At 65.4% G+C, this 405-nt stretch carries 1 protein-coding gene; it reads right to left on the bottom strand.

Annotated elements, in window-relative coordinates:
• Positions 1-351: GH25 family lysozyme (locus P0G09_RS15820; RefSeq protein ID WP_275253131.1), on the bottom strand; the 351-nt coding region annotated here is incomplete at its 3' end.
• Positions 352-405: the final 54 nt, after the last annotated feature.

Below are 405 nucleotides of genomic sequence, written 5' to 3'. Positions count from 1 at the left end.
CCCGGCAACAAGGGCGGAGAGCGCGTCCGGTGTCAGAGCACGCAGGCGGGCATCCTCCACGTCGATGGCAGCTGGCAGCTGAAGCCGCTTTCCCCTGAGGGCATCGTGCAGGAGGGCCAGCTCGGCATCCCGCTGTGGGGCAGTAACGGCACAGCTGTAAGAGTAGACCCCCACCGGGATGCACAGCCGGATGCAGGCAGAGTAGTTTGTTTCAAACATGGGGTCGATGTAGGGCGTGCCGTTCCTGCTGCCCAGTGCGCGCAGCATCACGCCGTGGACCCTGCCGCTGGCTTTTACGGTATCCCAGTCTATGCGGCCCTGCCAGCGGGAGACCTCCAGCACCGTGAACATCAGGTGGCCTCCAGCAGGGTCTTGTGGGCGGCGGGAGTGACGGTGTCCACCACC

Origin of the sequence: Faecalibacterium sp. DFI.5.82, from assembly GCF_029076575.1 — a bacterium.
In the GTDB taxonomy this organism is placed as follows: domain Bacteria; phylum Bacillota; class Clostridia; order Oscillospirales; family Ruminococcaceae; genus Faecalibacterium; species Faecalibacterium duncaniae.
This window is presented reverse-complemented; position numbering and strand designations above follow the sequence as displayed.